This window comes from Mycobacterium sp. SMC-11 (assembly GCF_046250095.1).
GTDB classification, from domain to species: domain Bacteria; phylum Actinomycetota; class Actinomycetes; order Mycobacteriales; family Mycobacteriaceae; genus Mycobacterium; species Mycobacterium heraklionense_A.
On sequence record NZ_CP176430.1, the window covers coordinates 3603948 to 3617414 of the forward strand.

Annotated in this window: 10 protein-coding genes and 3 riboswitches; of the genes, 6 read left to right on the plus strand and 4 right to left on the minus strand. The window is 68.8% G+C overall.

Annotation, left to right across the window (positions count from 1 at the left end):
* The first annotated feature begins 5 nt into the window (after positions 1 to 5).
* Positions 6 to 584 (plus strand): hypothetical protein, encoded by a 579-nt coding sequence (locus tag ACKY0X_RS17175; RefSeq protein ID WP_409427015.1) that lies wholly within the window; start codon positions 6 to 8, stop codon positions 582 to 584.
* 136 nt (positions 585 to 720) lie between these two features.
* Here the strand turns inward: ACKY0X_RS17175 and ACKY0X_RS17180 are convergent, their stop codons facing one another.
* The gene (locus ACKY0X_RS17180; protein WP_409427016.1) at positions 721 to 2457 is read right to left on the minus strand and encodes a PPE family protein; all 1737 of its coding nucleotides are present in this window, start codon (positions 2455 to 2457) and stop codon (positions 721 to 723) included.
* 97 nt (positions 2458 to 2554) lie between these two features.
* Positions 2555 to 2672: riboswitch (cobalamin riboswitch) on the minus strand.
* A 65-nt stretch (positions 2673 to 2737) separates the two neighbouring features.
* Positions 2738 to 4045, minus strand: a complete 1308-nt coding sequence (locus tag ACKY0X_RS17185) for an aminotransferase class I/II-fold pyridoxal phosphate-dependent enzyme (protein WP_409427017.1) — start codon at positions 4043 to 4045, stop codon at positions 2738 to 2740.
* A 40-nt stretch (positions 4046 to 4085) separates the two neighbouring features.
* Between ACKY0X_RS17185 and ACKY0X_RS17190 the strand changes: the two genes are divergently transcribed.
* Complete coding sequence (locus tag ACKY0X_RS17190; RefSeq protein WP_409427018.1) at positions 4086 to 4742, plus strand: pyridoxamine 5'-phosphate oxidase family protein; 657 nt, start codon at positions 4086 to 4088, stop codon at positions 4740 to 4742.
* On the opposite strand, the gene ACKY0X_RS17195 is transcribed toward ACKY0X_RS17190, so the two are convergent.
* Both ACKY0X_RS17195 and ACKY0X_RS17200 read right to left on the minus strand, forming a co-directional pair.
* Complete coding sequence (locus ACKY0X_RS17195) at positions 4724 to 6322, minus strand: PPE domain-containing protein (protein WP_409427019.1); 1599 nt, start codon at positions 6320 to 6322, stop codon at positions 4724 to 4726. The two genes, ACKY0X_RS17190 and ACKY0X_RS17195, sit on opposite strands and share 19 nt — an antisense overlap.
* A 33-nt stretch (positions 6323 to 6355) precedes the next feature.
* Positions 6356 to 6508: riboswitch (cobalamin riboswitch) on the minus strand.
* Positions 6509 to 6600: 92 nt separating this feature from the next.
* On the minus strand, positions 6601 to 8835 hold the full coding sequence (locus ACKY0X_RS17200; RefSeq protein WP_409427020.1) for an NADP-dependent isocitrate dehydrogenase: 2235 nt from the start codon (positions 8833 to 8835) through the stop codon (positions 6601 to 6603).
* A 144-nt stretch (positions 8836 to 8979) separates the two neighbouring features.
* Positions 8980 to 9099, plus strand: a riboswitch (SAM riboswitch).
* 140 nt (positions 9100 to 9239) lie between these two features.
* Here ACKY0X_RS17200 and ACKY0X_RS17205 point away from each other — a divergent pair.
* From ACKY0X_RS17205 to ACKY0X_RS17220, 4 genes are all read left to right on the plus strand, one after another.
* Positions 9240 to 10580 (plus strand): bifunctional o-acetylhomoserine/o-acetylserine sulfhydrylase, encoded by a 1341-nt coding sequence (locus tag ACKY0X_RS17205; protein ID WP_409427021.1) that lies wholly within the window; start codon positions 9240 to 9242, stop codon positions 10578 to 10580.
* Between the two features lie 11 nt (positions 10581 to 10591).
* Entirely contained in the window at positions 10592 to 11731 is a 1140-nt protein-coding gene (locus tag ACKY0X_RS17210) for a homoserine O-acetyltransferase (RefSeq protein WP_409427022.1), read from the plus strand.
* Complete coding sequence (locus tag ACKY0X_RS17215) at positions 11728 to 12480, plus strand: class I SAM-dependent methyltransferase (protein ID WP_409427023.1); 753 nt, start codon at positions 11728 to 11730, stop codon at positions 12478 to 12480. The genes ACKY0X_RS17210 and ACKY0X_RS17215 overlap by 4 nt, the downstream gene beginning before the upstream one ends.
* A 115-nt stretch (positions 12481 to 12595) precedes the next feature.
* The gene (locus ACKY0X_RS17220; RefSeq protein ID WP_409427024.1) at positions 12596 to 13459 is read left to right on the plus strand and encodes a cyclopropane mycolic acid synthase family methyltransferase; all 864 of its coding nucleotides are present in this window, start codon (positions 12596 to 12598) and stop codon (positions 13457 to 13459) included.
* The last annotated feature ends 8 nt before the right edge of the window (positions 13460 to 13467 follow it).

The window sequence follows — 13467 nt, forward strand, 5'->3', positions numbered from 1 at the left end:
TTCCCATGACCGAGAACACCGGCACCGTCGTCGCCGATCCTCCGATCGTCGACACCGAAGACCGCGGTCGCGAACAACGCTGGCCGTTGCCGACCGATCAGCAGAGCCTGCTGGATCTACTGCACCTGTGCTTCGACGAGTACTGGAACGAGATCTGGTTCGGCATCATCATGGAAGGCGCCGCCTGGGAGGTGGCTGCCCCTAACGCGCCGCGCAAGATCGGCATGCTCGACGGCTACGCCACCATCGACTTCGGCCGCTGGCACTTTCACCTGTGCATCGGCAAGCATCGGGCCAGCGGCTCGGAGCTCGGCCGTATCCGGCGCTGTAGCCGGGCCGAGCTGTACCGCCGAATCGGCAAGGACGGCAACCCCCAGTCGTGGGGCGTGCGCCTGTTCAACGGGCGCGACGAGCAGATGATGACCGTGATGCTGCCGAACCCGTTCCTCACCAACGACCAGCAGATGCGCGACGAGCCCGAGTGGGGCCAGCTGGAGTTGTGGGACAAGCTGCGCGAGAAGTACCTGGGCCTGGGGCCCGACCCGCTGGACCGCGGCGGAAACCGGATCCGCTGCGGCGGTTAGCGAGACTCGACGAAGGAGAGCCGAAACTGGACCGCCGTAATAGACCCGGCGGTTAGGAGCGTGTTGATTTTGCATCCAGGGCTGTGCGCGGAGAGCGGGCACAGCCCTGGCTGCAATTTCAACGCCGCCGGTCCGTCTAGTCCGGTTCTGCCGCCCAGGTGTTGGGCATCATCGGGCTGACCGCACCACCGCCGAACCCGTCGTCGGCCAGGGCGGTCAGCCCGCTCGGCCGTGCGCTGGCCACCCGGTGGGTTCCACCGGCGAAGCCGTGCGAACCGGTACCTCTACTCGAGGCAACCGCCCCGGCAAGTTCCGGAACCGGATCCGGCTCCAAGTCCATATACTCGTGCCCGCGCCCCAGCATGCCGACCTTAGGCCGGCGCCGACGGCGTTGCGGCGCAGCCTCTTCCGCCGGTTCTACGGCGGGAACGTCGGCACTGTCGGGTTTCGGCGCCGTCTTCTTACGCGAGCTGGTGCCCGATCCCCGGCGAGCGCCCATGTCCAGGCCCCCAACCATGTACATGTGAGCCGGCATCGTGACCGACGGTGGGCCCGCAGGAGTCGGCGGCGGCGCGCCGGGCGGCGGCGGGGCAGCCGCGGCCGGTGCAGGCGCCGGGGCGGGCGCGGGCGCCGGAGCAGGAGCCGGCGCGGGAGCCGGTGCCGGCGGCGAAGCCATCGCCAGCCCGGGTGGCGGCGGGGCAGGCGGCGGCACCGCTGCTGCCACCGCGTGGTGTGCCAGAGCCCCGATGCCGAGACCGCCGATCACCCCGGCCGGAGCCAGTACGGTCGTGGCGGCGAGCGCCGGCAGCAACGCCGGCAGCAGCGCCGTCTGAGTGATCAGGTAGTTGAGCGCCTGGATGGTGTTGCCGATCGTCGAGGTGACAATCTCGACCATCGCCAACGGCACGACCAGCCCCAGGCCCTGGGGATTGAACAGCGCGGTGTACATGATCGCGATCAGGTCGTCGATGATGACGATGCTGGTGAACGCGAAGTACGAGCCCGGGTCCAGTGGCACCGAGAAGATGTAGGCCAGGTTCCCCGGGTTGAAGAAGCTCAGCGGGTTGCCCGTCCAGCCCAGCCACGACCCGGGGACGCCCCACGGCGGTAGCAACGACGAACCGTTCTGCAGACTGGCGAAGAATTCGGCAAGCGGGTCCGCGAGACCGGTGAATCCGATCTGTTTGAAGAACTCCTGCAGCTCGGCATACAGCGGGTACTGGCCGCTGTCGGGATAAGGCGGATGCGGGACCAGGCTTTCGAGCCATTTGGCGAAGTCCAGAAACCACTGCGGTGGCTCCGGTGCAGTGTCGGCCGCGCTGCCGGGCGTCTTGAGCACCGCCGGCGCCGGTTCGGTCTGAGCTGTCGCCGCGGTCGCCACCGCCGCGCCGGCCACCGCCTGATAGGTGGTCATCACGGCGGCCGCCTGCGCCCACATCCGCGCATAGTCGGCCTCGTTCAACGCGATCGGAATCGTGTTGACACCAAAGAAGTTTGTACCCACCAGCACTGCGTGGGTGACATGGTTGGCGACCAACTCGGCCATGGTCGGCATCGCCGCCAACGCAGCGGTGTAGGCCGCCGCCGCGGTCTGCTGCTGCGCCGCCGTCACCGTCGCATCGCTACCGGCGCGCAGCAGCCAGGCCAGATACGGGGCATTGGCGGCCACGAACGCCTCAGCGGACGGGCCCTGCCACGTCCCGGCCTGCACCGCACCCAGCACCGACGTCAGTTCGTCGGCGACCGCGGCGTATTCAGTGCTCAGCGCGCTCCACGCGGCAGCCGATGACAATAATGGGCCAGCCCCGGGGCCGGCCGACAGTGACGTTGAATGTACTTCTGGCGGAGAGGCCATCCAGATCGGCGCAGTCATCGCACACCACCGGATGCCACCCGAAAAGGGCGCAACATATGGGGTTTTCAGCTCTCTCGGGGTACACCGCCCCGGGTCGCAGGATGCGACGATGTGAGTGTCCTGACTCTCGGATCATCGCTCGCCTCGCCTTCCAGCTCGATTCAGAGCCGTGGCAGTTGAGGGTCGCTCCCCGATCACAGTGGCGGGACCGTGCCGGATTCACACCGGCTTCCTGCACCATCGTTGCCGTACCGGGGCATTATCGCACGCTGCGGCGCGCAACGCCCGGAAAGCGCGCCTACACGCTGGCCCGGCCCGGGCCGCGCACCGCAGCGGCGACCGCATCGGCCAGCGCGGGGATGTCGGTGGGAGCCAACTCGGCGATGGTGACCCGCAGGCCCGCAGTGCCCCGAATCCGGAACCGCGCCCCCGGCGCCGCGGCCCAGCCTGCGGCGAACAACGCCGTCATCGCCACCGCCTCGTCGGGCACCGGGATCCACACGTTGAGCCCTGAGCGGCCGTGCGCAATCACGCCCCGATCGGCCAGCGCCGCGCACAGCCCGTCGCGGGCCGCGCGGTAGGCGGCTTCGGCCTCGGCCACCCGCCGCGTCGCCGCCTCGTCGCGCCACAGGTCGACGGCCAGGTTCTGCAGCAGGTGGCTGACCCAGCCCGGCCCGAGTCGCTGGCGACCCTGCACGCGTTCGACGGTGCGCTGGTCACCGGCCAGCACCGCCAGCCGCAGGTCCGGGCCATACGCCTTGGCCGCCGACCGAACGAACGCCCAGTGCCGGGTCACGCCCGCCAGCGGATGCAGCGGCACCCCGGCGATCGCCGCACCGTGGTCGTCTTCGACCACCAGGACGTCGGCTCCTTCCAGCAGCACCCGCAGGGCATCGGCTCGTTCAACGGAAACCGCTGCGCCGGTGGGGTTCTGGGCGCGACTGGTCACCACCACGGCGCGCACCCCGCGTTGCAGAGCGCGGTCCAGGTCGGCAGGCAGCGGACCGTCGTCATCGACTCCGACCGGCTCCGGAGTCAGCCCCAGTGCGCCGAGCAGATCGAGCAGGTTGGGCCACCCCGGATCTTCGACGGCCACCCGGTCACCGGGACGCAGCTGGGCGCAGAGCACCCGCTCGATTGCGTCCAGGGCGCCGGAGGTGACCGCCAGATGGTCGGCCGGCACACCGTCGGCGGCCAGCTCGGCCGCGGCGTGCTCGGCCAGCGCCGGCGTGATCGCCGGATGCCCGTAGAGCACAACAGGTGCCGACGCAGCGGTGACGACCGGCAGCAGCGCCGGGTTGGGGTTTCCGGTGGACAAGTCCCGCACGTCCGGCGGCACGGCCAGTCCGCGCAGCGAGCGCGGTGTGGTCGCCGGCCGATCGCGCACCCGGGTGCCACGGCGGCCGGAGCTTTCGACCGCGCCGCGGTCGCGCAACAGCCGGTAGGCGGCGGCGACGGTGTTCGGGTTCACCCCGAGTTGCTGGGCCAACCCGCGAATCGGCGGCAGTGCAGCCCCGGGCGCCAACGCGCCGCGCGCGATGCCCTCCTCGACGCTGGCCGCGATGGCCTCGGCTCCCCCACCGGTAATGCTGTATTGTACTGACACATCTCTCATATTGCACTAGTACATTAATGGAGGCAACCCCGTGTCCTATGCGCCGACGCCCCAGACCACCCCCACCCGGTATCGGGAACGGGCCCGCTACGACCGCCACACCGTGCACCGCATCCTGGACGAGGCGCTGATCTGCCACCTGGGATACGCCCGCGACGGCCATCCGGTGGTGCTGCCGACCACACACGCCCGGGTCGACGAGACGCTGTATCTGCACGGCTCCACCGGCAGCGGCCCGGTGCTGGCCGCCGGCCCAGGCGGTCTGCCGGTCTGCGTCACCGCCACCCTGGTCGACGGGCTGGTGCTGGCCCGCTCGGCGCTGCACCATTCGATGGCCTACCGCTCGGTGGTTGTCATCGGCGCCGCCCGCCTGGTCGACGACGAAGCCGAGAAGCGGCTCGGGCTGAACGCACTGCTCGATCACGTCGCACCCGGTCGGGCCGCCGACGCCCGGCCGCCCAACCGCCGGGAACTGGCGGCCACGGCGGTGCTGGCGCTCGACCTGGTGAAGGTGTCCGCCTCGGTGCGCGACGGTGGACCCAACGACGAACCCGAGGACGTCGCCTTGCCGCACTGGGCGGGCGTGGTTCCGCTGCGAATGGTCGCCGGGCGCCCGGAGCCGGCCGCCGACCTCGACCCGGCGATCGCGCTGCCGCCTTACCTGGAGTCTTACCGCAGACCGCGCTGATACTCCGGCATCCAGGTGCCCGGCGTCATGGGAGTGGTGGCACCTCCGCCGAAAGCGTCGGCCGCCAGGGCGGTGAGTCCGCTCGGCAGCACGGCATCCGAGGCGTCTTCCAGATCCATGTATTCGTACCCGCGGCCGAGCATGTCGGCCTTTGCGCGCCGACGCCGGCGGGCCTTGACCTGCTCCTCGGCGACCACGGCCTCCACGGGCGCCGCGGCGGCCTCGGGCTCCGGGGCCTTGCGTCGGCGCGCGCTGGTGCCCGCGGCCCGGCGGGCCTGTTGGCTCGCGCCGGCGACCAGATACATCGCGGCCAGGCTGTCCCCCGGGGACAGCGGCGGCGCGGGCGGCGGAGGGGGCGCCGGCGGCGCTGCGGGCGGCACCGGTGCAAGAGCGGGGGCCGGGGCGGGGGCCGGAGACGGAGCGGGAACCGGCGGCGTCGGAGCGACCGTCAGCCCGGCGAACGGCGGGGGCATGACCGGAACCACCGGAACCGGAACCGCATGCAGCGCGGCCAGGCCGGACAACCCCGCCAAGCCGGCCAGCGGTGCCGCGGCCAGTGGCGCCAATGCGGCGGTCAGCATCGGCAGCACCACCGGAATCAGCACCAGAGCCTGCTCCAGCAGCGTCTTGAGCAGCGCGACCACGTCGGTGATGATCGTGCCGACCGCCTCCACCGCAGTGAACATCAGCGTGAACGCGATGGTGCTGGGGTTACCGGAGGCGAACGCCGCCGCGATGTCGGCGCCGATGAAGGCGAATGTCTGCGACAGGTAGGCGGCGAACGAGCCGAAGTCCATCGGATAGCCGATCGCGAACGCGAGGTTGTACGGACTCAGGAAGCTCAGCGGGTTGCCCAGGACCGGCAGCCAGGGGTCGAACCCGCCGAACATCGACTGGAAGAACGGGTTGCTCGCCAGCTCATCGATCATCGGCTGCAGCACCTTGTTGTAAAAGTCGGTGTAGCCGCTGTTCTGCAGCCATTCCATGATCTCGTTCTGTCGATCCGGCGGCAGCTGCGGCTGGCTGGCATCCGCGGACTGCGCTTTGGCGATCTGTGGCGCTGCCGACGTCTGCGGGCTCGACGCCACCGCGGTGCCCGCGACGGCCTGATAGGTGGCCATCACGGTGGCGGCCTGCAACCACATCCGGCCGTAGTCGGCCTCATTGAGCGTGATCGGGATGGTGTTGACACCGAAGAAGTTGGTGGCCACCAGCACCGCGTGCGTGGCGTGATTGGCGGCCAGCTCACCCAGCGTCGGCATCGCGGCCAGTGCGGTGCTGTAGGCGGTGGCCGCGGCCTGCTGGGCGGTGGCGGTCAGGGTACTGGTAACGCCGGCCTGGATCAGCCACGCCAGATACGGCAGATTCGCCGCCACATACGCCTCGGCGCTAGGACCCTGCCACGCCCCGGCCTGCACCGCCCCCAGTAGCGCCGTCAACTCGTCGGCGACCGCACTGTATTCGGCGCTCAGCGTGCTCCATGCGGCTGCCGACGCCAACAGCGGACCCGCCCCCGGGCCCGCCGACAGCAAGCTCGAGTGGACTTCGGGTGGAGACGCGATCCAGATGGGCGCGGTCACGGTCGTCAGCTCTCTCGGGTTACCCGCCCCGAATCGGAGGTTGCGACGACGTGCGTGTCTGGCTCTCGGGTGAGGTCACTCCCCCGATCACAGTGGCGGGACCGCTCCGGAATTGAAGCTTCGCACCGGATTCCTACATCGTCATCGCCTTACCGGCGAATTGTCGCACGTTGAGCGTCGCCGGCACCCCCGAGTGGGAAATCCACGACGACTCCGTCGGCGTGTCCGTCGGGAGATCCCCACTCGGCGGGGCCGAGGCGGCAGGGAGCCGCCCGACCTCAGTCCTTGGCGTCGATCGCGGCGTTCAGCGTCGCGCTGGGCCGCATGACCGCCGAGGTCAGGTCGTGGTCGGGCGCGTAGTAGCCGCCGATGTCCACCGCCTTGCCCTGCACCACATTGAGCTCGCCCAAGATGACGTCCTCGTTCTTGGCCAGCGTGTTTGCCAGCCCCGCGAAGTGCTTGGCCAGCTCGACGTCCTCGGTCTGCGCGGCAAGCTCCTCCGCCCAGTGCTTGGCCAAGTAATACTGGCTGCCGCGGTTGTCGAGTTCACCGGTCTTGCGCGACGGGCTCTGGTTGGCGTCCAGCAGCTTGCCGATCGCCGAGTCCAGCGTCTCACCCAGGATCTTGGCGTGGACATTGCCGGTCTTGGCGCCCAGGTCGTCGAAGCTGGCACCCAGCGCCAGGAACTCACCGAGCGAGTCCCAGCGCAGGTGGTTCTCCTCCACCAGCTGCTTGACGTGCTTGGGGGCCGAACCGCCCGCGCCCGTCTCGTACATGCCGCCGCCGGCCATCAGCGGCACGATCGACAGCATCTTGGCGCTGGTGCCCAGCTCCAGGATCGGGAACAGGTCGGTGAGGTAGTCGCGCAGGATGTTGCCGGTCGCGGCGATGGTGTCCTGCCCGCGGATCAGCCGCTCCAGCGTGTAGCGCATGGCCCACACCTGCGGCATGATCTGGATCTCCAGGCCTTCAGTGTCATGCTCTTTCAGGTAGGCCTTGACCTTCTTGCGCAGCTCCGCCTCGTGCGGACGCTCGGTGTCCAGCCAGAACACCACGGTCATGCCCGACGCCCGTGCCCGCTGGACAGCCAGCTTCACCCAGTCCTGGATGGCGGCGTCGGTCACGGTGCACAGCCGCCAGATGTCGCCGGCCTCCACCTTCTGGGTCAGCAGCACCTCGCCGGTGGCCAGGTCCACGATGTCGGCGACGCCGGCCTCGGGAACCTCGAAGGTCTTGTCGTGGCTGCCGTATTCTTCGGCCTTCTGCGCCATCAGCCCGACGTTGGGAACGGTGCCCATGGTGGCCGGGTCGAACTGGCCGTGGGTCTTGCAGAAGTTGATCAGCTCCTGGTAGATCCGCGCAAACGTCGATTCGGGGTTGACGGCCTTGGTGTCCTTCTGCCGCCCGTCGGCGCCGTACATCTTGCCGCCGGCCCGGATCATGGCCGGCATCGAGGCGTCCACGATCACATCCGACGGCGAGTGGAAGTTGGTGATGCCGTTGGCCGAGTCCACCATCGCCAGCTCGGGACGGTGCTCGTGGCAGGCGTGCATGTCCTCGATGACCTCCTCACGCTGGGAGGCCGGCAGGGTCTCGATCTTGTTGTAGAGGTCAACCAGACCGTTGTTGACGTTGACGCCCAAGTCGTCAAAGAGCTTCTGGTGCTTGGCGAATGCGTCCTTGTAGAACACCTTGATGGCGTGGCCGAACACGATCGGGTGGCTGACCTTCATCATGGTCGCCTTGACGTGCAGCGAGAACATCACGCCGGTCTTGCGGGCGTCCTCCATCTGCTCTTCGTAGAACTCGCGCAGCGCCTTGACGCTCATGAACATCGAGTCGATGACCGTGCCGTCCAGCAAAGCCACCTTCTCCTTGAGCACAATCGTCTTGCCGCTCTTGGTAGTCAGCTGCATCTTGACGTCGCGGTCGCGGTCCAGCGTCATCGACTTCTCACCGTGGTAGAAGTCGCCGTGGCGCATCGTCGCCACGTGGGTGCGCGAGGCCTGTGACCACTCGCCCATGCTGTGCGGGTGCTTGCGCGCGTACTCCTTGACCGCCTTGGGCGCGCGACGGTCCGAGTTGCCTTCCCGCAGTACCGGGTTCACCGCACTGCCCAGGCACTTCGCGTAGCGGTCGTGAATGTCGCGCTCAGAGTCGGTCTTGGGGTCCTCGGGGTAGTCGGGCAACTTGTAGCCCTTGCCCTGCAGCTCCTTGATGGCGGAAACGAGCTGCGGCACCGAGGCACTGATGTTGGGCAGCTTGATGATCGTGGTGTCGGGCAGCTGGGTCAGCCGGCCGAGTTCGGCCAGGTTGTCCGGCACCCGCTGATCTTCGGTCAGGCAGTCGGGGAATGCGGCAAGGATGCGGGCCGCAAGCGAGATGTCACTGGCTTGGACGTCGATTCCCGCGGGCCCGGTGAAGGCCTGCACGATCGGCAGGAACGAGTACGTCGCCAGCAGCGGCGCCTCGTCGGTCAGCGTGTAGATGATGGTCGGCTGGTCGGCGCACATGGCTGTTCTCCCGGCGTCAGGGGCTTAGGTGTTCGATTGTCCCGCGTTGTACACGGCGGCATCAGTATCGCGTACCGCTCCGCTGACGTTCACGGCCGGTGAGCAGGTGGCGACACCTCTATGAGATGCGATAGGCTGCGTGGCGGTCATGAGTGCCAGCGCGAAGCCCCGGCTTGCTGGCCGGCAACCCTCCAACCGCGGTGGGGTGCCCCGGGTGATGACCGGGTTGAGTAGCCACGATCGGCTACGCGGCAAGCGCGGGTCCGCCACAACGGGCCCCCCGAGTAGACAGGGGAACCTGATGCGTGCCTCCTTGCGCCCGCTCACCCGTTGCTGTTGTCGCTGAACCCACGCCTAATCCGCACGTCACCCAGCGACAACACCTCCGAGGAAACCATTCAGCGATGACCGACGACACCAACATCGACCCCAGTTCGCACTGGTCGTTCGAGACCAAGCAGGTCCACGCCGGGCAGGTTCCCGACGCGGCCACCAATGCCCGCGCGCTGCCGATCTACCAGACCACCTCCTACACGTTCGACAACACCGATCACGCCGCCAAGCTGTTCGGCCTGGAGGTTCCGGGCAACATCTACACCCGGATCATGAACCCGACCAATGACGTCGTCGAGCAGCGCATCGCCGCGCTCGAAGGCGGGGTCGCGGCGCTGCTGGTGGCCTCCGGGTCCGCCGCGGCGACCTTCGCGATCCTCAATCTCGCCGGCGCCGGCGACCACATCGTTTCCAGCCCGCGGCTCTACGGTGGCACCTACAACCTGTTCCACTACTCGCTGACCAAGCTGGGCATCGAGACCACCTTCGTCGAGGACCCCGATGACCTGGAGTCCTGGCGGGCGGCGGTGCGGCCCAACACCAAGGCCTTCTTCGCCGAGACCATCTCCAACCCGAAGATCGATGTACTCGACATTCCGGGTGTGTCGGGCGTGGCCCACGACAACGGCGTTCCCCTGATCGTCGACAACACCGTGGCGACCCCCTACCTGATCCAGCCGCTGGCCCACGGTGCCGACATCGTGGTGCACTCGGCCACCAAGTACCTGGGCGGGCATGGCGCGGCGATCGCCGGCGTCATCGTCGACGGTGGGACCTTCGACTGGACGCAGGGCCGCCACCCCGGTTTCACCACACCCGACCCGAGCTACCACGGGGCGGTCTTCGCCGACCTGGGAGCGCCCGCGTTCGCGCTCAAGGCCCGCGTGCAGTTGCTGCGCGACCTGGGCTCCGCGATCTCGCCGTTCAACGCCTTCCTGATCGCCCAGGGCCTGGAGACGTTGAGCCTGCGGGTGGAGCGGCACGTCGCGAACGCCCAGCGGGTCGCGGAGTTCCTGGAGGCCCGCGATGACGTGCTGAGCGTCAACTACGCCGGCCTGGCCAGCTCGCCGTGGCACGCGCGGGCTCAGCAGCTGGCACCGAAGGGTGTCGGCGGCGTGCTCTCGTTCGAGCTCGCCGGCGGTATTGAGGCCGGCAAGGCGTTCGTCGACGCACTGAAGCTGCACAGCCACGTCGCCAACATCGGTGACGTGCGTTCGCTGGTGATCCACCCGGCGTCGACCACGCACGGCCAGCTCAGCGCCGAAGAGCAGCTGGCCAGCGGTGTCACCCCGGGCCTGGTTCGCCTGGCGGTCGGCATCGAGGGCATCGACGACATCCTGGCGGACCTGGAACTCGGCTTCGCCGCGGCCTCGGCACAGCTCGGCGACTCGTCGGCGCTGGCGGCCCGTTGAGGCGGTCCCCGGTGACGATCTCCGACGTGTCCAGGCAGCTACTGCCCGCCGAGGGAGAGACCGGCGTGGTCGCCATCGGGTCGCTGACGCTGCAGAGCGGCGCGGTGCTCGATGACGTCCACATCGCCGTGCAGCGCTGGGGCGAGCTGTCGCCCCAGCGCGACAACGTGGTCATGGTGCTGCACGCACTGACCGGGGATTCCCACGTCACCGGGCCCGCCGGTCCGGGCCATCCCACCCCGGGCTGGTGGGACGGGGTGATCGGCCCCGGCGCTCCGATCGACACCGACCGCTGGTGTGCGGTGGCCACCAACGTGCTGGGCGGCTGCCGCGGGTCGACCGGCCCGGGATCGCTGGCCCGCGACGGAAAGCCTTGGGGCTCAAAGTTTCCCGCAATAACGATTCGCGACCAGGTCGAGGCCGACATCGCCGCGCTGGCCGCGCTGGGTATCACCGAGGTGGCCGCCGTGTTGGGCGGCTCGATGGGTGGCGCCCGCGGGCTGGAGTGGATGGTGGGTCACCCCGATCAGGTGGGCGCGGGCTTGCTGCTGGCGGTCGGCGCTCGGGCCACCGCCGACCAGATCGGCACGCAGAGCACCCAGATCGCCGCCATCAAAGCCGACCCGGACTGGCAGGGCGGCGACTACCACGGCACCGGCCGCAGCCCCGACGCCGGACTGGCCATCGCCCGGCGCATCGCACACCTGACCTACCGCGGTGAGGCCGAGCTGGACCTGCGATTCGCCAATGCCGCCCAGGACGGGGAAGACCCGGCTGACGGCGGGCGCTACGCGGTGCAGAGCTACCTGGAACATCAGGGCGACAAGCTGGTGTCACGGTTCGACGCGGGCAGCTACGTGGTCCTGAGCGACTCGCTGTCCAGCTACGACGTGGGCGCCGGACGCGGCGGGGTGGCCGCGGCATTGCGTGGCTGCCCGGTTCCCGCGGTGGTCGCCGGGATCGCCTCCGACCGGCTGTACCCGCTGCGGTTGCAGGCCGAGCTGGCCGAACTGCTGCCGGGCTGCGACGGACTACAGGTACTTGACTCCGACTGCGGACACGACGGCTTCCTGCTGGACACCGCCCGAGTCGGCGAGCTGATCCGCCAGACCTTGGACTTGGCGAGCTCTGCCCGGGAACGCCGACGGTGAGCCCGTCCGAGCAGGGCCGGCGCGACCGCTCATTGTCGTTCGGGTCGCAGGCCGCCGCGTACGAACGGGGCCGCCCGTCCTACCCCCCGGAGGCGATCGATTGGCTGTTGCCGCCGGGCGCCCGCGACGTCCTGGATCTGGGTGCCGGCACCGGCAAGCTCACCGCGCGGCTGGTGGAGCGCGGCTTGGACGTGGTGGCGGTGGACCCGATCGCCGAAATGCTCGAGGTGCTGGCCAGCGCCCTGCCGGGCACTCCGGCGCTGCTCGGGTCCGCCGAGCAGATCCCGCTGCCCGACAACAGCGTCGACGCGGTGCTGGTGGCCCAGGCCTGGCATTGGTTCGACCCCGCGCGGGCCATCCCCGAGCTGGTCAGGGTGCTGCGGCCCGGCGGCCGGCTGGGGCTGGTGTGGAACACCCGCGACGAACGACTCGGCTGGGTCAAGGAACTCGGCACGATCATCGGCCGCGAGGACGCCCGTGACGTGGTCGACGCCGGGGTGAGTCTGCCCGCACCGTTCGGCGACATCGAAAGCCACCAGGTGGAGTGGACCAACTACTTGACGCCGCAGGCCCTGATCGATCTGGTCGCTTCCCGCAGCTACTGCATCACCTCACCGCACGCGGTGCGCACCAAGACACTCGACCAGGTTCGCAACCTGCTGGCCACCCACCCGGCGTTGGTCGGGTCCACCGGACTGGCACTGCCCTACATCACGGTGTGCACCCGGGCCACGCTCTCGGATTCCTAGCGCAAGCAGGTGTTTACGCCGGCCGACAGCGGGTATGCCGCCTCGGTCGACCGGAACCAGGGGGCCCTACGGTTGGCACCTGACATGGCCCCGGCCGTCCGAAGGGCCACAGCACATGACTCACCGCCTGACTCCACATTTCGCTGACGTCCAAGCCCATTACGACCTGTCCGATGACTTCTTTCGACTCTTCCTGGATCCGACCCAGACTTACAGCTGTGCCTACTTCCGGCGCTACGACTTGACGCTGGAGGAAGCCCAACTCGCCAAGATCGATCTTTCGCTCGGCAAGCTCGGCCTGCGCCCGGGCATGACGCTGCTCGACGTGGGCTGCGGCTGGGGCGCCACTATGCAGCGGGCGATCGAACGGTACGACGTCAACGTGGTCGGGCTGACGCTGAGCAAGCACCAGGCCGTCCACGTGCAATCGATGTTCGCCGCGATGGACTCCCCGCGCAGCCGACGAGTGCTGTTGGCAGGTTGGGAGGAGTTCGACGAACCGGTCGATCGGATCGTGTCTATCGGGGCGTTCGAGCACTTCGGCTACGACCGCTACGACGACTTCTTTGAGATGGCCTACCGGGCACTGCCCAGCGATGGGGTGATGATGCTGCACACCATCTGCGGCTTGTCCCCGCAACAAATGGTCGAGTACGGCATGGCGCTGACGGACGAGCTGGCTGCCTTTCAGATCTTCCTGATGACCGAGATCTTCCCCGGCGGCGAGCTGCCGTCGGTAGCGCTGGTCAAAGAGCACGCCGTCAAGGCGGGGTTCAGGGTGAACCGCATCCAGTCGCTGCAACAGCACTACGCCATGACCCTCGACCACTGGGCGCAGGCGCTGGAAGCGCACGAGTGCGAGGCCATCGCGCTGCAGTCCGAAGAGGTCTACGAGCGCTACATGCGTTACCTGACCGGCTCCGCCGAGCAGTTCCGGGAAGGCCGCTTCGACGTCAACCAGTTCACCCTGGCCAAGTAGCCGAAGCC

Bases quoted from the DNA above. Each gene is read 5' to 3' on its own strand.
- ACKY0X_RS17205 (WP_409427021.1), top strand. From the start codon at position 9,240: ATGACCGACGACACCAACATCGACCCCAGTTCGCACTGGTCGTTCGAG.
- ACKY0X_RS17200 (WP_409427020.1), bottom strand. From the start codon at position 8,835: ATGTGCGCCGACCAGCCGACCATCATCTACACGCTGACCGACGAGGCG.
- ACKY0X_RS17220 (WP_409427024.1), top strand. From the start codon at position 12,596: ATGACTCACCGCCTGACTCCACATTTCGCTGACGTCCAAGCCCATTAC.
- ACKY0X_RS17175 (WP_409427015.1), top strand. From the start codon at position 6: ATGACCGAGAACACCGGCACCGTCGTCGCCGATCCTCCGATCGTCGAC.
- ACKY0X_RS17180 (WP_409427016.1), bottom strand. From the start codon at position 2,457: ATGACTGCGCCGATCTGGATGGCCTCTCCGCCAGAAGTACATTCAACG.